This window comes from Mycobacterium sp. 29Ha, assembly GCF_032883055.1.
Taxonomy (GTDB): Bacteria; Actinomycetota; Actinomycetes; order Mycobacteriales; family Mycobacteriaceae; genus Mycobacterium; species Mycobacterium gallinarum.
This window is the reverse complement of record NZ_JAMQTI010000027.1, coordinates 19286-37486: the sequence shown is the minus strand read 5'-3', so window position 1 is coordinate 37486 and position 18201 is coordinate 19286. Positions and strand designations below refer to the sequence as shown.

The 18201-nt window shown below is 66.6% G+C and carries 13 protein-coding genes; 4 read left to right on the top strand and 9 right to left on the bottom strand.

The window, feature by feature from the left end; all coding sequences use genetic code 11:
• Positions 1-5: 5 nt before the first annotated feature.
• A complete protein-coding gene (locus M1248_RS27210) occupies positions 6-1184 on the bottom strand; it encodes a N(5)-(carboxyethyl)ornithine synthase (RefSeq protein WP_163735153.1) in 1179 nt (392 codons plus the stop codon).
• Positions 1168-1305, bottom strand: a complete 138-nt coding sequence (locus M1248_RS27205; protein WP_165799753.1) for a hypothetical protein — start codon at positions 1303-1305, stop codon at positions 1168-1170. The genes M1248_RS27210 and M1248_RS27205 overlap by 17 nt, the downstream gene beginning before the upstream one ends.
• 210 nt (positions 1306-1515) lie before the next feature.
• Between M1248_RS27205 and M1248_RS27200 the strand changes: the two genes are divergently transcribed.
• Genes M1248_RS27200 through M1248_RS27190 form a run of 3 tightly spaced genes read left to right on the top strand, consistent with a single transcriptional unit; the run spans position 1516 to position 4214 of the window.
• Complete coding sequence (locus M1248_RS27200; RefSeq protein WP_317150292.1) at positions 1516-2721, top strand: acyl-CoA desaturase; 1206 nt, start codon at positions 1516-1518, stop codon at positions 2719-2721.
• Positions 2722-2723: 2 nt separating this feature from the next.
• Positions 2724-3431, top strand: coding sequence for a GAF and ANTAR domain-containing protein (locus M1248_RS27195; protein WP_163735159.1), 708 nt, complete (start codon positions 2724-2726; stop codon positions 3429-3431).
• Positions 3432-3458: 27 nt separating this feature from the next.
• Entirely contained in the window at positions 3459-4214 is a 756-nt protein-coding gene (locus M1248_RS27190) for a GAF and ANTAR domain-containing protein (RefSeq protein WP_317150291.1), read from the top strand.
• 1 nt (position 4215) lies between these two features.
• Here the strand turns inward: M1248_RS27190 and M1248_RS27185 are convergent, their stop codons facing one another.
• The 4 genes from M1248_RS27185 to M1248_RS27170 all read right to left on the bottom strand — a co-directional run bounded on the left by M1248_RS27185 (position 4216) and on the right by M1248_RS27170 (position 9409).
• A complete protein-coding gene (locus tag M1248_RS27185) occupies positions 4216-5022 on the bottom strand; it encodes a GAF and ANTAR domain-containing protein (protein ID WP_163735168.1) in 807 nt (268 codons plus the stop codon).
• A gap of 38 nt (positions 5023-5060) precedes the next feature.
• Positions 5061-6695, bottom strand: coding sequence for a fatty acyl-AMP ligase (locus M1248_RS27180; protein ID WP_317150290.1), 1635 nt, complete (start codon positions 6693-6695; stop codon positions 5061-5063).
• 469 nt (positions 6696-7164) lie between these two features.
• Entirely contained in the window at positions 7165-8961 is a 1797-nt protein-coding gene (locus M1248_RS27175; RefSeq protein ID WP_317150335.1) for a sulfatase-like hydrolase/transferase, read from the bottom strand.
• A gap of 1 nt (position 8962) precedes the next feature.
• Positions 8963-9409, bottom strand: coding sequence for an SRPBCC family protein (locus M1248_RS27170; RefSeq protein ID WP_317150289.1), 447 nt, complete (start codon positions 9407-9409; stop codon positions 8963-8965).
• Between the two features lie 56 nt (positions 9410-9465).
• Here M1248_RS27170 and M1248_RS27165 point away from each other — a divergent pair, with 56 nt between their 5' ends.
• The gene (locus M1248_RS27165) at positions 9466-9900 is read left to right on the top strand and encodes a nitroreductase family deazaflavin-dependent oxidoreductase (RefSeq protein ID WP_163735176.1); all 435 of its coding nucleotides are present in this window, start codon (positions 9466-9468) and stop codon (positions 9898-9900) included.
• Between the two features lie 53 nt (positions 9901-9953).
• Here M1248_RS27165 and recD read toward each other — a convergent pair whose 3' ends face one another.
• Genes recD through recC form a run of 3 tightly spaced genes read right to left on the bottom strand, consistent with a single transcriptional unit; the run spans position 9954 to position 18177 of the window.
• On the bottom strand, positions 9954-11645 hold the full coding sequence (gene recD, locus M1248_RS27160; protein WP_317150288.1) for an exodeoxyribonuclease V subunit alpha: 1692 nt from the start codon (positions 11643-11645) through the stop codon (positions 9954-9956).
• Positions 11642-14929, bottom strand: a complete 3288-nt coding sequence (gene recB, locus M1248_RS27155; RefSeq protein ID WP_317150334.1) for an exodeoxyribonuclease V subunit beta — start codon at positions 14927-14929, stop codon at positions 11642-11644. Before recB ends, recD begins: the two co-directional genes overlap by 4 nt.
• Positions 14930-14931: 2 nt before the next feature.
• Entirely contained in the window at positions 14932-18177 is a 3246-nt protein-coding gene (gene recC, locus M1248_RS27150) for an exodeoxyribonuclease V subunit gamma (protein WP_317150287.1), read from the bottom strand.
• Positions 18178-18201: the final 24 nt, after the last annotated feature.

Here is an 18201-nt window from a genome sequence, read left to right as displayed (position 1 = left end):
GCGCGTCAAATCGCGGAGCGGGCTGCGCGTATCGCGTGCGGATAGGCACCGTCGCGGTGCTGGAACGACAGAATCGCGGGGTTGAGGACGACACCCTCGCGGATTTCGATCGCGCGAGCGATCGTCGGAGACTCCTCCCACGCCGCCGGCCCGGCCAGCAGCGTGTCGAGGTGAGGCAGCAACGCCTCGCTGATCTCCCAGGTCGCCGAGTTCCACAGATACGACGGGCTGTGGTCGACGGCGTAGTAGTGGATGCGGTTCGCGACCTCGATCATCGGCTCGGTGAACGACGTCGGCGCCGCCCAGCTGAAACCCATGCCCACGTCACAGGAGACGTCGACGATGAGACTGCCCGCAGTGAAGTCGGCCAGGTCTTTCTCGGTGACGAAGACCAGCGGTGCGTTGGGATCCTGGAGGACACAGTTGACGACGATGTCGTTGCCGGCGAGCAGTTCGGCCACCGGAACGACCCCCTCAGGGGTGTCCGCCAGAATCTTCTCGGGTGCGTCCGGATCGGGGATCATCTGGATGATCTGGGTGGAGTGGATCGGCGACCCGACGGCGGCGACGTCCCGGTTGGTCAGCACACGGACGTCGTCGACGCCGTGGGAGTTGAGCGCGGTAACGGCGCCGCGTGCGGTCGCACCGAACCCGATGACGGTCGCCCGCAGCCGCCGGCCGTAGCTGCCGGTGACGCCCACGGATTGCATCGCGTGCAGGACCGAGCAGTAGCCCGCCAGCTCGTTGTTCTTGTGGAAGACGTGCAGGCCGAAGCCGCCGTCGGACTGCCAGTGATTCATCGCCTCGAACGCGATCAGCGTCAACCGCGAATCGATGGCGATCTGGGTCAGCTCGGCGTCCTGCACACAGTGGGGCCAGCCCCACACAACCTGGCCCGCGTTGAGTTCGGCCAAGTCTTCCGATTGGACTTTGGGCAACAGAATGACGTCACAATCGGCGATCAATTGCTCGCGGGTGCCGATTCCACCGACAAGGGCGGCGAGTTCGTCGTCCGTGGCGCCGAAATCGGAGCCGTAGCCATGCTCCAGAAAGATGCGCTGCGCCAGCCGGCGGTCAATCCGGTCGAAATGTGCCGGATGAATCGGCAATCTGCGCTCGTTCGGTTTACGCGAGCGAGCGAGAATTCCAAGCGAAAGCGGTTGACCTTCAGCGCTTCTTGTCATGGAACAAGGCCTCGGCAGACGACGCCTTGGCCGCCGCCTTCTGGTGCTTCGCCGCGCGTTTCTCTTTCAATGACTTGCCGGACTTCTTCGCCATGGCTTGTCGAGGAGATTTATCAGACATCGATGCCCCTTGGTAGTGGGGGCCTGAATGGTCCCGATGCTCAAACCCTACCCCTTGGACGCGCGATTACCGGAGGTCTCGAAGGGGTAGGCTGTGCTTACGCCGACGCGCAACCGTCGTCTAGCTCGATTTCGACCGCTCGTCCGCATTCTCGGGGTTCGCTCAGGAGCCCAGACCTGATTCGCAGCCGGCTCCACGGGGACTCTAGTAATGGCAATTGCCGATGTTGCCGCGTACGCGCATCTAAGCGACGCAGATGTCGATGCGCTCGCTCGTGAGCTCGACGCCATCCGCAGCGACGTCGAAGAGTCACTCGGCGAACGCGACGCGGCCTATATCCGACGCACCATCAAATTGCAACGGACGCTGGACGTCGCCGCGCGCCTGATCATCGCCTGCTCTCGGTCAAGGGCGGGTTGGCTGCTGGGAACCGCATCGCTGGCCTTCGCGAAGAGCGTCGAGAACATGGAGATCGCCCACAACGTCGGCCATGGTCAATGGGATTGGATGAATGACCCGGAGATCCACTCGAGCACGTGGGAGTGGGACATGGTCGGTGTGTCGTCGCAGTGGAGGTACTCGCACAACTACCGCCACCACGTGTTCAGCAACGTCGTCGGGGTGGACGACGATCTCGGCTTCGGCGTGATACGGATGACCCGCGACCAAGCCTGGAAGCCCGAACATCTGTTTCAACCGCTTCGTAATCTGTTGTTGGCCAGCATCTTCGAGTGGGGGATCGGACTGCACGGTATCCATTCGGAGCGTGATCGGCTGGCTCCGGATGCCGCCAAGGTCGGCGCGGCCAGGCGCGCGTTCGTCGGCAAGATCGCCCGGCAATCACTCAAGGACTACGTATTCTTCCCGGCGTTGAGCCGATCCCGCTGGCGCAGAACCCTGGCCGCCAACACGGCGGCCAACCTACTGCGCAACCTCTGGGCGTATGTGGTGATCTTCTGCGGTCACTTTCCCGATGGCGCAGAGAAGTTCACCGCCGACATACTGGATCGGGAAACCAAAGGCGAGTGGTACCTGCGCCAGATGCTGGGTGCCGCGAATTTCAGGGCCGGCCCGCTGCTTGCCTTCTCGAGCGGGAATCTGTGCTACCAGATCGAGCATCATCTGTTCCCCGACCTGCCCAGTAACCGCCTCCCGCAGATCGCGGTGCGCGTGCAGGGACTGTGCGAAAAGTACGATTTGCCCTACACCACCGGATCTATTGTGCGCCAATACTTTCAGGTGCTGCGCACAATCCACACGCTGGCGTTCCCCGACCGACTTCCGCGCACCGATGCCGACGGCGCGTCGTATGACGACCCCGCTGCTCTCACGATTTCCTCTGGAGAGGACGCTGAAGGAATGACGAACTCGCCACGACCCGCGGGCAACGCTGTAGCCCCGCCGCTGTTCGGTTAGATGTGGCGATCCAGGATCAGTTGCTCGCCGCTGTCGACGGCCGGCGAGGGGTGGATGCCGCCGATCGGCTGTGTGAGGCGTGCGTGGTGCTCTTCGACGTCGACGCGGCGGCGATCTCGCTGGTATTCGATGGCGCCAACACCGGAACGCTGGGATCCAGCGGTGAGCACGCGCGCACCTACGACGAATTGCAGTTCCTGCTCGGAGAAGGTCCGTGCCTGGAGTCGGTGGCCCGGCGCGCGCCTGTCCTCGCCCTGGACCTTGCGGACCCCGACGATGTGCGCTGGCCCGTCTACGGCCCCGCAATGGTGGACCTGCAGATCCGCGGCGTGTTCGCGATGCCCGTCGTCGTTGCCGGTGAGTATGTCGGCGCCCTCGACCTCTTCCGAACCCAACCCGGCGGTCTGGAAGACGAGCAGCTCACGGGCGCCGTCGTCGCTGCCGAGCTGGCCGGGATCCCGCTGCTCGACCTCCTCGACGCTGACCTGCAAGCCGCCGCCGCAGACCCCGCCAGCAATGTCTGGGCCGAACTGCACACTCTCTCGCGCGCCGAGGTTAGCCAGGCGACCGGCATGCTCGTCGCACAGCTCGAGGTCGATCCCGCCGAGGCGCTGTTGCGCCTGCGCGCCCACGCGTACGCCACCGGCCGCAGTGCCACCGATGTCGCGCGCGACATCCTCGATCGCAAACTCAGGCTAGAGGCCGACTGATGCGCCCACCCAGGGACGGAGTGTGAAATGACCGAAACCCCTCGTAAAACCCGCGTCCTGGACGCGGTTGTTTCGCTCGTCGACAGCCTTCTCGAGGACTTCGACGTCGTGGACTTGCTGACCGAACTCACCGAACGGAGTGCCGAGCTGCTCGACGTCGCAGCCGCCGGCTTCCTGCTCGCCGACCCGCTTGACCGACTGCGTCTGCTGGCCGCCACGACCGAGGAGGCCCGCGAGTTGGAGCTCTTCCAGTTGCAGGCCGACGAGGGTCCCTGCGTCGACTGCTACTCCACCGGCGAACCCGTGTCGGTCGCGGACATCCGGGCCGCCGAACAGCGCTGGCCACGCTTCGTGCCCGCTGCACTCGACGCCGGCTTCGCCTCGGTGCACGCCGTGCCGATGCGGGCGGCGGGCATCGTGCTGGGCGCACTGGGGCTGTTCGGCTCCCACACGGGCGAACTCAGCGACGCGGACCGCCTCGTCGCGCAGACGCTCGCGCACATCGCCTGCGTGGCCGTCTTGCAGGAGCACGCGCCAACGCCGTCGACAGTGGTCCCGCAGCTGCGCTCCGCGCTCGCGCGCCGCGTCATCGTCGAGCAGGCCAAGGGATTTCTGCGCGAGACTCTCGATGTCTCCGTCGAGGAGGCCTTCAGGCTGCTGCGCGCCTATGCCCGCGGCAATGGCGAGCATCTGACCGACGTCGCGCAGCGCGTGATGACCGACCGGCAGGCGCGCCCGGTGCTGGTCTCTGCCATCGCTGAATTCGTTACGCCAGCAACGTAACTCAGTCGCGGTGCCGCGCTATGGCGCGCCGCACCGCCTCATCGACCATCCGCTCGGCCAGGATGTGGAGCTTGACATTCTCGGCTTGGCTCATCCGCACGAGACGGTCGAACGCTTCCTCGGCGCCGACTCCGGAGCGGGATCGGATGATTCCGATAGCCTGATCTATCACCGCGCGGCTGCCCAACGCGGTCTGCAATTGTTTCGTCCGCTCCTGGGCGCGGTCGAGCAGCTGCCCGTTGTGGACCGACACCGCCGCGGACGCGGCGAACTGCGAGCCCAGCTCCACGGCGTGCTCGCCGAACGCGTCGCGGCTACGGGCATAGGTGTTGATGGCGCCGATCAGCTGATCGCCGACCAGCAACGGCAGGGCCAGCGCGGAATGCACACCCATCCGGGCGACGCCGCCGCCGAAGCGCGGCCACCGCTTGTCACTTCCCAACGATCCGCTGACCGTGGGCCGCCGCGTCTGCATGCACGTGATGCACGGCCCCTCTCGGTGGTCGACGTACTGCAACTTGTCGATGTCTTCGATGAACTGCGCGGTGACCGCCCACGTCTTGATCGAGGGTTTGTCTCCGGACATATCGATCACCGTGACGCCCGCGCCGTCGGCACCGGGAATCGCCCGGGCCGCGAACTCGGCCACGTCGCCAAGGAGGTCGATCACCCCGCGGGCCCCGGCCACCAGTCCGGCGACCCCTCGAAGGCCGGCATACAGGTCGACATCGTCCGCTTCGCGTTGGGCGGCAGATAAATCGGGCTCCGGATCCGAAGATCGGCCGGGCTGGGGGTCGTAGTCAGCCATGTGCCCCGTGAATGTTACTCGCGTATTTGGCGTGTCGGTCAGTCCACGAGCGACAGCGCATGCGCGCGCCTCAACTTGCCCGACGCTGTCTTGGGGATCATCCCCGGTTCGAGCACAACCACGTTGCGCGGACGCACGTCGACCTCGGCGAACACCTCATGCGCCACCTGGCGCTCGACACGGCGCACCTGCTCGGGATCCGCATAGTCCTTACACTCCACCGCGACCGCGAACGTCTCCCGTGACAACCCCGCGTCGAGTCGCACGGCGATCGCACAACCGGGCCGCACGCCGTCAACGCGGCTGGCGGCCCGTTCGATGTCGGTCGGGTAGATGTTGCGCCCGGCCATGATGATCACGTCTTTGAGCCGCCCGCACACCACCACGTCGCCGGTCTCGGTGAGATAGCCGAGGTCGCCGGTGTCGTACCAGCCGCGCGCGTCCTGGGCTGGGATGAATCCGGCCACCGTGGTGTAACCCCTGGTCACCGGTTCGCCGCGGACCTCGATGACACCGACTCCACGCGGCGCCAGCACGCCGCCGTCTTCGTCGACGATGCGGACCTCCAGGCCCTCCAGAGGCTTGCCGAGCGACACCAGTCGCCGGGTGTTCCCCCTGGTTGCCGGGACGGCGCGGTGCAGGACCGACAACAGGTCCGCATCCACCTCGTCGACGACCATGCCTCCGCCGCACTCGGAGAACGACACGGCCACCGTGGTCTCGGCCATCCCGTACGCCGGGATGATGGCCTCGGGCTTCAACCCGAACGGTGCGCCTGCCTCGCAGAGATCCTCGACGTCGAGTGGGTCGACCTGCTCGGCGCCGGACAATGCCCACCGCAGCGAGGACAGATCGAATTCGCCGGGCTTGGCCTGCCTGCGCAATCGCTTGGCGAACAGGGTGTAGGCGAAGTTCGGCGCGGCCGTCATCGTGCCCTTGTACTTGTCAATGAGCTTGGCCCACAACAACGTATCGCTGAGAAAGTCCATCGGTGTCACCTTGACGAGCTCGGCTCCGATGTACATCGGCACCGTCAGGTACCCCGTCATGCCCATGTCGTGGAAGCACGGCAGCCAGCTCACGATCACATCCGTGTCGAGATCGAAGTCGCAGCCCACGACCATCGCCTCGGCGTTGGCGACGATGTTGGCGTGCGTGATCTGGACGGCCTTCGGCGAGCCGGTCGAGCCCGACGTCAGCTGCATCAGGGCGACGTCGTGGTCGAAGGTCTCCAGCGGCTCGATGGGGTCGTTGGCCAGCAGCGATTCGATCGTCAGCACTGCCATCCCGAGTCCCTCGAGCACCGGCGCCGCGGCCATGAACGGGTCGGAGATGACGACGGCCTTCGCCGAGATCATCTCGATCACGGCGGTGGTCTCTTCGGCCCATCGCACCAGGTCAGTGCGGGGAGTGGGCTGGTGAACCATGGTCGCGCTGGCACCGCGCATCCAGATGCCCTGAGCGGTCGGCGCGATCTCGACCGGGGCGCCGGCGAGAACGGCGACGGCGTCACCAGGGCCTATGCCCGCTTTTGCCAGGCCACCCGCCACGCGACGGGCCCGTTCGTGCACCTGAGCCCAGGTATGGCGCACAGGTGCGCCGGGCTCCCCGGTGACCATGCCCTTTTTGCTGGTGAGGGCATTGCTGTACATCGTCTCGGTAAATCGGCTCACGACAATCCCTTTGGCCTAGGCGCGACGACGCCGCGAATTGGCTGTTCTGGTAGACCCGGCGCGAAATTGCTGCTGCGCCAGGTGATGTGGAAGCCGCTGGGGTTCGGCCGTCGCCAAGCCCGGTTCAGGGCCGACGATGACGGTGGAGGTGCGTATCTCCTCTGTGTTCACCCCAGATGGTTCGCCGCGCCGGTCGGCGCGACGTTCTGTGTATGACGGACGCACTGACTGTACAGACCCGACCGTTGCCGGACACCTTTGCACGCCGACACCGCCCCAAGTCGTTATCAACTCTGTACTTGCAGGCAACCGAGCCCCCCAGCCCAACATTTGCACCTGTGAGTTTTCGGCCGACGTCGGAGGTCAAAGACCTAATCGGCGGGGAGGCGTAGTCGCCGCCGAGACGTTTCCGTAAGGCTGGAAAATCAACCCGGTCAGACTTTACCGTGTCGCCTGGCGTTATGGACTATTAGGCGAGACGTGTGCCGCCCAATCGTTGCCGTATCCGACCCACAAACGACGGCTTGGCGGTCGGTGGCCGGCGAGAAACATATGGCCACGGGTTGTTGCGCTCTGGAACGGTGTCGGTACGCGCCTGCTTCAACTCCATCCGAAGGTGGCGACGCAGTTCGTCGAGATCGGGATCGGTCCATCGGTTGACGGCCTCGGTCGGGTCGACGGTGAGGTCGTAGAGCTCCCACTGATCGTCCAGCGGCGACGTCCGATACGCCTCACCGCCAAGCCCGTTGGCCGCGAGGTGCCGTACCCCGGGCTCTGTCCAGGTCGCCGGATCGTCGAACGTGCGCACCAGCTTCCACAGGTGTTCGTCGACTCGCACGACCAGCCCTTCGAAGTTTGATCCGACATGCGCGGGTATCTGAATACGTAGTGGCATAGGGGGATTCACCGTCAGCTTCAATTGACGCGCCACGCCCGACGCGCCGGTGTCACCTTCGAGCATGTTGTCGCGTGTCATCAAGTACACGGGACGCGACTCGTCGGCGGGCGCACCGTCGACGACAGGCATCAGATCGCGGCCCGGCAGGTCGTGCACCTCGGAGAACGAATCACGCAGCGCCGCCGCCACCGCCGCGACGTCGATACCCGCCGCACCCAGCAGCGTCGGCACCAGATCGACATGCGACGTCGGCGCGGTCACCGTGCGGGCCGACGTCGCGCCCGCCCCGGTGCGCGCGACGACGAACGGAACGCGGGTGGCCTCGTCGTACAGGTTGAACCACTTCTGATGCAGGCCGCCGTGGGCACCCAGCAGGTCGCCGTGGTCGGAGGTGCGCACCAGCACCGCGTTGTCCGAGCCGCCATCGGTCACCATGCGACGCACCCGGTCGATAGGCCCGTCGACCTCGGCATGCAACCGGTAGTAGAGGTCGCGATAGCGCTGGGCGTTGCGGTTGTAGGTCCGGTCGACTGCGGGCGCCACGCCGTAGCCGGTGTAGTACGCCTCGCGGAACGCGATCTGCGCGGCCGGCTTGGTCGACAGGTCCTCGTCCGCCGTCGGCGCCGCGGGCACGTGCGGCGGATCCAGCGGCGACGGTTGCAGCGGACTCCTGCGCGACCACGCCGGGAACAGCACGATGTCGTGGGGGTTGACGAAGCTGGCGACCAACAGGAACGGTGTCAGCGCGTCCGCGTCACCTGCGCGGCGCCGCGCATACCGGTCGTCGAGGCAGGCGACGACGCGGTCGGCGATCAACCCGTCGCGCCGAACCCCGGCGTTGGCCAGCAGCGCGCCATGCGGTTCGGGGCCCACCCAGCCCGAAAACCCGAACGGTGCAAGGGGATCGGCGTCGAGGTAGGCGCGCACCGCGTCGTGGTCGACCACGCCGTCGTCGTCGTTGGTCGCGAGCGGCTTGCCGGTGGCCGGGTCGGTGAGATCCGCGTGGGTGATGTGCCATTTGCCGTCGTAATGCGTGTCGTATCCGGCGGCACGAAACCAATTTCCAAGCGTGGGCACCTCGCCCTGGCGCAGCCAACGCATGCGAGAGTCGTTGTACACCTTGCCGATGCCGTCGGTCTGTGTGACGCCGTGCAGGTCGGGATACTGGCCGGTGAAAATCGTTGGGCGACTTGGCACGCAGGCCAACGAGCCGGTGTAGTGGCGGCGGAAGCTGACGCCGTGCTCGTCGAACCACTTGCGGCCGGGCAGCGTGTGGTCACGCCAGGCGAGCACCTCGGGTGACTCGTAGGGCGGTATCGCGCGTTCCTCGTCGGTCATCAGGATGACGATGTCGGGACGCTGAGACAGCTCAGACACGAGTGTTCTCCAATCGTTTGGCGAGCCCATCGAGCAGGCCGTCGGACTCTCGGGTCATCAGACGGCACATGACGCGTTCGGCGAGCTCGCGTACTCGGCCGGAACCGATGTCGACGGTGCTTGTCAGGGTGACGACGGTCGACTGCCCCGACGGCCGCAACGTCCAGCGGTTGTTGACCCTCTTCAGCTGCCTGGGCAGGCCTTCGATGTCGTAGGCGAGCGCGTGCGGCGGGTCGAACTCGACAATGCGCTCGACAAGGGTCTGGCGCCCCAGCTGAACCCGTCGCGTCGTGCCGATGGGACCGTCGGCGCCGTGCACCAGGATGCAGGAATGGTCGACGCGGTCGACCCACGTACTCAGCGCGCCGAAATCGGCAAGAAGTTCCCAGACGTCCTGCGGGGCAGCTGCGATGGTGCGCGAGCGGTCGATCCGGGCCACCGCCTCACGCTACGCGTTTCGGCTCGCCTGGTCCGTGCAAGTGCCACGATAGGAGCATGTCCGACGACGCAATGACCGAAGAACGTGAATTCAACAAGCGCAACATCGACGAGTTCCGTCGCAACGGCGGAAAGGTCGGCGGGCAGTTCGAAGGTTTTCCGCTGCTGATTCTGACTTCCTCGGGCGCCAAGAGCGGCGCTGAGCGGGTCAATCTCATCGCCTACTTCGACATCGACGACAAGATCTACGTCGTCGGTTCCGCGGCGGGCCGCGAGGAGAGTCCCGCGTGGGTGTTCAACCTGCGCGCCCACCCGCACGTTCAGGTCGAGATCGGCGCGGATCCGAAACGCCCGGTTGTGGCCCGAGAACTGACTCGGGAGGACCGCGACCGCATCTACCAGACCGTCGTGGAACGGGCACCGGGGTTCGCCGAGTACGAGAAACGGACCGACCGCGTGATTCCGGTCTTCGAGCTCGTCGCCGACCGGTGATTTCGGTGTAGTTGGTCGCGGTCAGCGCGACTGCGGACACCGAAATCGCAGCGTCAGGCGCGTAGCCGCTGCGCCAGGCCCGACGCTCGGACCGCCCGCCGCTGCACCGCGGCGCGCACCGAATCCTCCGAACCGATGACCCGGATCTTCTCCTTGGCCCGCGTCACCGCCGTGTAGAACAGCTCGCGGGTCAGCAGCCGCGAATCTTCGGGCGGCATCAGCACGGTCACCTCGTCGGCCTGGCTGCCCTGCGACTTGTGGATCGTCATGGCGTGCATGGTCTCGACATCGGAGAGCCGGCTGGTCGCGAACTCCACCTCATCGGAGCCCGCGATGGTCACGCGCATCGCGCCGTCGCGCAGCAGCGTCACACCGGCGTCACCGTTGTACAGGCCAAGGCCGTAGTCGTTGGCCGTTACCAACACCGGACGCCCCGGATACCACTCCGACCAGATCGGGTCGCCGGTGATCTCCGCCAGCCATCGCTCGATTTGGTGGTTCCAGTACCGCACGCCGTACGGACCCCGGCGATGCGCGCACAACAGCCGATGCTCATCGAGTGACGCCAAGGCTGCTCTCCGATTGTCGAGCACGGCTGCCTGGCGCAGCGCATTCGCCTGCGGCAGAACGACTCTCCGCAGATGTTCGGCCGGTTCGTCGGTGTCGATCCACTCGATGTGCTTTCCACCCGCGCGCAGCACTTCGATGACCTGATCGGCATCGCCGGTTCGGATGGCCGATGCCAACGTGCCGATCGATTCGCCGAACCGGTGCGATGTCGTCAACTCGGCGATGCGAGCACCGCCGAGTCCGTCGACGAGATCGGCGAGTACCGCACCTGCCTCCACCGACGCCAACTGGTCCGGATCACCGACCAGGATCAAACGCGCGTCGGGACGGACCGCCTCGAGCAATCGCGCCATCATCGTCATCGACACCATGGACGTCTCGTCGACGACGATCACGTCGTGAGGCAACCGGTTGGCCCGGTTGTGCCGGAACCTCGCCGAGGTGTCCGGCTTGCTGCCGAGCAGGCGATGCAACGTCGTCGAATGCAGACCCGACAGCGCCTCCCGGTCCGCGGCATCCTCCAGCTTGTCGACCTGGAGTTGAACCGCTTCCTGCAGTCGGGCGGCGGCCTTGCCCGTCGGTGCCGCCAGCGCGATCCGCAGCTGTGTCCCGCTGGCCAGCAGGGCGAGCAGTCGCGCCACCGTCGTTGTCTTGCCTGTGCCCGGGCCGCCGGTCAGCACCGTCAATCCCTGTGCCAGAGCCACTTCCGCGGCGGCGCGCTGCTCCTCGAAGCCCTTCGGGAAGAGGCGGTCGATGTCGGTGGTGGCCGTTGCCGGTTTGGTGGCGATCAGAGTGAGGATGTCGTCGCACACCTGCTGCTCTTCGAGCCAGTACCGGTCGAGGTACAGCAGGTCGCCGTCGACCCGGAGCACAGGTGGTTCCCCGCTCAGCGGACTGTCGCGGATCGCCGTCAGCCAGGCGTCGACAGCAGGCCACGGCAGCCCCTCGACGCCGACCTGCTCCTCGACCGAGCGCACAGCGAGGCACACCGATCCGTTTCGCAGCGCACGCACCACCAGCGCCACGGCAAGTGCCACCGTGTCGTTGGTCTCGGACGCCATCGCGCTGAGGCGCTGTGCCACATGCACATCCGACGCATCGATGACCTCGGCATCGGCGAAGGTCTGCAAGAGTCCGGTCGCGCTGACCGCGCGCCGCCACTCCACGCTCGTCATGCCACCACCCTGCCTGCGTCGAGGAGATCGGACATCGAGGTGATGAGTGACGTGGGCGGCTGCCAACTGAACACCCCCGCCGGGTGGCCGTCGACCACCGGTGTGTCCGGTCCGCACATGCCGCGCAGGAACAGGTACATCACGCCGCCCAGATGCGTGTCCGGCAGGTATCCCGGCAGCCGCCATCGCAGGAACCTATGCAGCACAACGTTGTACAGCAACGCTTGTAACGGGTAGTCGGAATGCAGCATCGCCTCGATCAGCCGGGGGCGCGCGTAGTCCGCAGCAGTGAGCGGCTGATTCTGGTCGCCCAGCCAGTTGGTCTTGTAGTCGACGACGATGTACCGCTCACCGATCCGCAGCACGACGTCGACCGAACCCGACAGGTAGCCCTTGAGGGACTGCCCGCCCAGTGCCGCCCCTCTCAGTCGGTCCGCGTACGGCGCGAGCGGATCGTCCGTGGCGAGGTGCTGCCCCACGAGCTCGCCGACGGCAGCAAGCCGGATCTCCGGCGCCGATCCCCGCAGATCCCCTCCCGCGAGGGGGAATTCGAAATCCATCTCCCGCATACGGTCGTGCAGACCGATCTGGCGCAGCGTCCGGCCGGCGGCGAGCGGACCCAGGGGAGTGTCGTGCATGGGCAGCATCGCGGCGGCCAGGTCGGAAGCCGCGACGTCGACCGGCCACCAGACAGCGTGTTCGGTGATCTGCGTTTCCAACTCCGCCGCGAGATCGGGCGCGAACGGATCCGCGGTCTCCAGCACCGCGTGCACCAGGGTGCCGAACTTCGCCCCGCTCGGCAGGTCAGCCATCGGTGACGGCACATCCGTCCCCACCGCGGCGGTCACCAATGGGATCTCGGCGACCTCGTCGTCCAGCTCGATCACCTCGGGTTCACTACTCACCGGCGTCGACTCGCTCGTCCGGATCAGTCCGCTGTAGGAGGTGCGCCGCCATGCCGTGTCGATAGATCGGTGGAAGTGCCGGGCCTGCAGTGTGATTGGCGTGTCATCCGACGGTGGCGACGGCAGGGGCTGCGGGATCGATTCCTCGATCGCCGGCCCGTTGACCGCCTCCCACTCCTTGAATCTCGCCATCGCCTGGTCGTCGGTGACCTTCACCGGCGAAACAATGTCCGGTATCACCGGCTCGCCGGGTGAACGGCCCCGGAGCAGACGCGACAGCCCGCCGGTGGGTTCGTCTCTCGACGGCGCCCACCACGTGACCACCTGCGCCTGCGCCCGTGTCATCGCCACGTACATCAGGCGGCTGTCGTCGCTGGCGTCTTCTTCGCGGCCCTGTTTCGCGACGGCGTTGAAGTCCGGGCTGTCCGGCCCGCCGACATGCAGGCATCTGGTGTCGCCCTCGTGATACAGCACCAGTTCGGGTTCGAACACGTTGTTGTTGAACGCGAACGGCAGATACACGACCGGGAACTGCAGGCCCTTCGCGACGAAGACCGTCATGACCTGGACGGCCGCCGCGTCGTTGTCGAGCCGGCGGGCCCGTTCGGCCGCACCGGTGCGATCCTCCCGCTGCGCGCGCAACCAGTCCCTCAAGGCCGGGAGGGTGAAGTGCTCGCGATGGGCGGCTTCCTGCAACAGCTGCGTCATGTGTGCGAGGTCGGTCATCATCCTGTCGCCGTTCTGCCACGACAGCACACGGTCGCCCATACCGTTGAGTTGGGCGGCTTCGAAGATCGCCGAGACGCCGCGTTCGCGTGCATGACTTGCCCACTCCCGCAACGTCTCCGCGATGCGGTCGGTCAAACCGTCACCGCCCTCGACGAGCGATTCGGCCGTTTCGCCGAAGAACATCGTCGCCGCAGCGGCCCGGACGATGCCGGGGCGGTGCGGCTGGTCGAAGGCCTCCAGCAGCGCCAGCCAGTCCTCGGCGGCATCGGAGGTGAAGACGTCGGAGTCGCCGGTGTAGACCGCGGGGATGCCCGCCTCACACAGCGCGTTGTAGCAGACCCGGGCATCGCGGTGCTTCTCCACGATCACCGCGATCTGGCCCGCGTGCAGCTTCTCGCCGCCGAAAGTCGCGCCCGAGTCGAGCAAGATGCCGATGTCGGCGGCCAGGTCCTCGGCGATGTGGCTGCGCAGTTGGTCGATGAGGATGACGTTGGTTCCACTGCGGCCGAACGCATTCCGGCGCACCACCCGCAGCCGGAAGGGATCGGGGTTGGGGGCACCTGCCAGTCGGGCGCCCTGATGGTGCGCGGCGACGTCGTGCACGACGATCCGCTCGTGCCCGAGTTGGGCACCGCGCAGCACCGCCTGGAGACGATCGACCAGCGCGGCGTCGCTGCGCCAGTTCGTGCCGAGCGTCATCTGTGTACCCGCGGTCGCGGATGCGGACAGGTAGGTGACGATGTCGCCGCCGCGGAACGCGTAGATGGCCTGTTTGGGATCCCCGATCAGCACCAGCGTGGAGTGGCCGGTGAATGCCCGATCGATGACCTGCCATTGCACCGGATCGGTGTCCTGGAATTCGTCGACCATGACGATCGGCCAGCGATGACGCATTCGCGAGCGCGCCGCCGAATCGCTGTCCTCCAGTGCGTCGGCCAGCCGGGTCAGCAGATCGTCGTAACCGAGAATTCCCCGCTGTCGCTTGCGCTTCTCGAGCTCGTTCTTGACATCCGCGGCGAACCTGAGACACACGGCTGCGCGTGAATCGGGGTCGGGATCCTTCGGGCGCAGTTCGGTCGCCGGATGATTGACCACCTCCCGGGCCAGTCGCAGCGCGTCTGGATGCGCCAGCAGCGGGTTGTCCTTCTCGCGGCCGAAGTGCCGGAGGTAGAGGTCATCGGCGACCTCGGTAATCAACTCGTCGAGGCTTTCCACCAGTGTCACACCGCTGTCGGTGTCACCGGCCACGCCGAGCGACTTGAGTACCAGCTGGCAGAACTGATGTGTGGTCGCGATGGTCGCGGCGTCGAAGGCGGCGAGGGAGTCGCGGAGCCGACGCTGCCGTTCCTTTCGCTCGTCATCGCTCGCGTTGAGCAGATGCGTGATGACCTCATTGTTACCGGTCACCTCTTTTCGGTCGAAAGCGTGTACTGCGTCGACGATTTGACGGCGCACACGGTCGCGCAGCTCCTGCGTTGCAGCGCGGCTGAACGTGATCAGCAGCATCTGGTCCAGCGTCGCGACGCCCTCGGCGATGTACCGAGTGACCAGACCCGCGAGTGCGAACGTCTTCCCCGTCCCTGCGCTGGCCTCCAGCACGGTGGTCGACCGCGCGGCGGGTAGATCCCCGACGAGACTGAACGGCTGCATGGTCATTCGAGTGCTCCGAGCATCGGCAGCCACAGCCGGCAGGCATAGGCGTCCAGGCCGCGCTCGACGAGGTGCTTCAGCCACGTGCCTTTCCCGAAGGCCAACTGGTAGGCGGGCTCGTCCTCCTCACCCGGGTACCGCCCCGAGCGCCACTTGTAGCCGGCCCGCTGTTCGGGATCGCGGTGACCGTGTCTTGCCTCCGCCCACGCGTAAGACGTCTTGACGGGCAACGGCAGCGGTGCGCGACGCCCCTCGTCATACAGTGCGACCAGATCGGCCAACAGCTCCACCGCGGGTCGCTCGGGCCTGGACAAGATCTCGACGCGCGGTGCGGTTCCCCGTGGCGCACGTCCGATCGTGATGGCGCGCCACTCGCGTCGGGGGCGGTGAGCGATCAACGCCAGCAACGGAATCCACGGCTGCAGCAGATGGCGGCCGTCGAGCTTGGAATAGGTCACCGACACCAGCCGGTCACCGTAGACCGGCGAGACGGTCCCGGTGAGCCTGCGCCCGCGACCCAGGTCGACGTCCACGTCGACGGCGCCGGGTTGGGCGTCACGATACGGCCTGGCGGCGTCGGCGATCTCGGTGACCTGATCGCGAATCTCGTTGGCCTTGCGCCACCCCAGGTTTCCCGGCGGGAGCGTTCCACGCCGCCATTCGGCCTGGCGCGCCTGGTCGGCATCCATGCCGCGCAACATGTCCTGCAACATGCGGTCGCCGACGGTCCACTCCTCGAGGGCGTTGATATCGACGGGCATCGCGTCCTCGACGCCGTCGACCTCCCAGGGCAGCGTGTAGTCCAGCGCGCGGAAGAAACCCTTGACCGGATCGCGGAAGAACGAGACGAGATCGGCGAGGACGACGTCGTCGGCCGGGGGAGCGGGCAGCAGACCGGAGATGAACAGCGGCCGTTCGGCGCGCTCGCCTGCGCGGGCCAGTGCGGCACGTTTCACGGTGGAGTCGAAGGTGAATGGTTCGCCGGGTATCAGCTTGCCGGGGATGACATTGCGAGTGTCGAAGGGCTGCAGCGGATGTTTGACGACAACCTCGCGTTCCTTGGTCTCGGTGGTCAGGTCGAGGGCGTCGAGGAGTTCGGCGAGCGGGACCGCGGGTGGACGTTCCTGGCCGGAGTATTCGTTGGCGCCGGTGTAGGTGATGACGAGCGATTCCGTGGCGGCGCCGATGGCGTCGAGCAGCAATTGCCGGTCCTCGGAACGGATGTCGCGCTCACCGGTCATCGGAGCGCGGGCCAGGACGTCGTCGCCGTCGACCACCCCGAGCCTGGGGAACACCCCGTCGTCGAGCCCGACCAGGCACACCACCCGGTGCGGTACCGACCGCATCGGCACCATCGTGCACACCGTCAGCGTGCCGGTCCGAAAGTTGGCTCGCGTCGGCCTGCCGGCCAGGTGGCGGTCGAGCAGCGCCTTGATGTCGGGGAGTCGCATGAGGCTGTCGGCGCGGGTGCCAGCGGTGGAGAGCACGTCACCGAACTCGCGTTGCAGCTGGCTGGTCTGCCAGGCGTCATCGTCGCCGACCTTGGCGAGCAGATCGATGCTGTCGGCCAGTGACTGCAGCCAGTCACTGAGTGGCCTTGCACCGGTGAGTGATTCGACAGCGCGCTGTAGCCGGTCCACGTACTCTGCGAGCTGGCCGGCGAGCTCCACGCGGTTGCTGCTGACGTCGTCGAGCGGAAGCGTGGTGTCGATCCAAGCGTGTGAGTCGTCGGACATCGCGACACCGGCGAGTACGCGGTCGATGCCGAAGCGCCAGGTGTTCTGGATGAAGTCGACGCCGTAGGGCTTGCGGTGGTCGGTGTCGAAGCCCCAGCGGATGTTCGCCTGGCGGACCCAGCGGGTGATGTCCTCGAGGTTGTCGTCGGTGAAGCCGAAGCGGGCACGCACCGGCGCGGTCTGGGCGAGGTTGAGCACTTCGCTCGCGGTCGCACGCCCCCCGGCGAGGGTGAGCAACTGCGACGCGACGCCGAGCAGGGGGTTGGTCTGCACGAGCGACCGGTCGGCCAGTCGCACCCGCAGTTGGTGTGCGGGGTGCACACCTTTGATCATGTCGCCGAGGCCGAATCCTGCGACGATCAGTGGCGCGTACGTCTCGATGTCCGGGCACATGACGAGAATGTCGCGTGGTTCGAGGGTCTCGTCGTCGGCGAGCAGGCCGAGCAGCACTTCGCGCAGCACATCGATCTGGCGGGCCGGACCGTGGCAGCTGTGCACCTGTACCGAGCGGTCGTCGGACTTCAGCGTGCGGCCCTGCGGGCGAACGGCGTTGGCGGTGATGTCGGATTGCAGCCAACCGAGCAGTGTTTCGGGATGGGTGGCCCCGCCGAGATATTCGTCGGTCTGCCGGTCGGCGGGCAGGCTGCGCTGCAGCTCGCGCAGATCGCGTCCGAGCGTCGCCAGCAGCGGGTGGTGGACGCTTCGGTGGGTGGTGTCGTCGCGACGGGGGATGGCTCCGTGGTCGCCGGCGAGCGATGCCCAGAGTTCGTCGCTGGGGTGCGGCAGCCACAGGTGAAGGTCGTGGTGGGTGGCCAGCGCGTCGAGCAGTTCGATCTCGGTGCTCGGCAACCGCGTGTGGCCGAACAGGGAGATGCGCTGCGGCAGGTCGGTGGGGGACTCCCGCAGTGTGGCAAGGGTTTTGGCGTGGCGGACGTGTGGCGGGTCGGCGTCGATGCGGTCTACCAGCGCGCGCCAGAGGGGCGGCTGCCACAGCAGGTCGTCGTCGATTGAAAGATCCGGGTCATCGGCACCGTTCTCCCAGTCGATGAGGAGATGCGGACGTTGGCGGGCGTAGGACGCGAAGAGTCCGGCGAGTCGACGAGCCACCGAGTAGCGCCTGCCCTGCCGGAGTTCGCGCTCGTCGCCCGATTCGAAGTGGCCGAGGTGGGTTGACAGGGTCTTGCACCAGGGCTGATCGCAGCTTTCGTCGATAACGTCCAACAGCGGCCAGACCATCGCGTCGGGCGTCCACGGATCGTCACGATCTGTGCCGCTGATCTCTGCGATCAACGAATAGGGGTTGCGGAAGGCGATGCCTGCGCACACGCCGTCGGCGCCGCTGCCGCGACCGAGGACGTGCGAGAGCCGCTGGCTCAGCCAGCGTTCGACGCCCTTGGCGGGGACGATGACGACTTCCTCGGCGAACGGGTCGGGCAGAGGGTTCGAGAGCAGGGCGCCGAGACCGTCGGCCAGCAGATCGGTGCGCTCAGCACGGTGCAGATGCAGTGCCATCGCGGTCTACCTTAGGAGGCCGCG